This is a genomic window from Pseudomonas sp. Kh14 (assembly GCF_900291005.1).
Lineage (GTDB): Bacteria > Pseudomonadota > Gammaproteobacteria > Pseudomonadales > Pseudomonadaceae > Aquipseudomonas > Aquipseudomonas alloputida.
The window spans coordinates 1-276 of the sequence record NZ_OLKJ01000094.1 but is presented as its reverse complement, the minus strand read 5'-3'; the positions used below and the strand labels follow the sequence as shown (position 1 = coordinate 276).

1 protein-coding gene is annotated in these 276 nt (G+C 43.1%); it reads right to left on the bottom strand.

Features of this window, described 5'->3' with window-relative positions:
* Positions 1 to 40: 40 nt before the first annotated feature.
* The coding region (locus FQ668_RS27455) for a chemotaxis protein CheW (protein WP_178097174.1) at positions 41 to 276 on the bottom strand (236 nt) is incomplete at its 5' end.

Here is a 276-nt window from a genome sequence, read left to right as displayed (position 1 = left end):
CCCCATAGCAGTGGTGACATCAAAGACACAGAGTCAATCATTATAGGTAAGCCATTTCATCCCACTCATCTTCCGAGAGCAGTTTATTTAGGTCAACAAGAATCAACAATTTACCTTCACGGTTGCTCACCCCTTGAATGAACTTCGCGCTTTCATCTGTGCCAACACTTGGCGTTGTATCAATTTCAGAAGAGCGCAGATAAACCACTTCAGCCACGCTGTCGACTAGAATACCAATAACTTGGCGTTCAGATTCGATAACAATGATACGAGTAT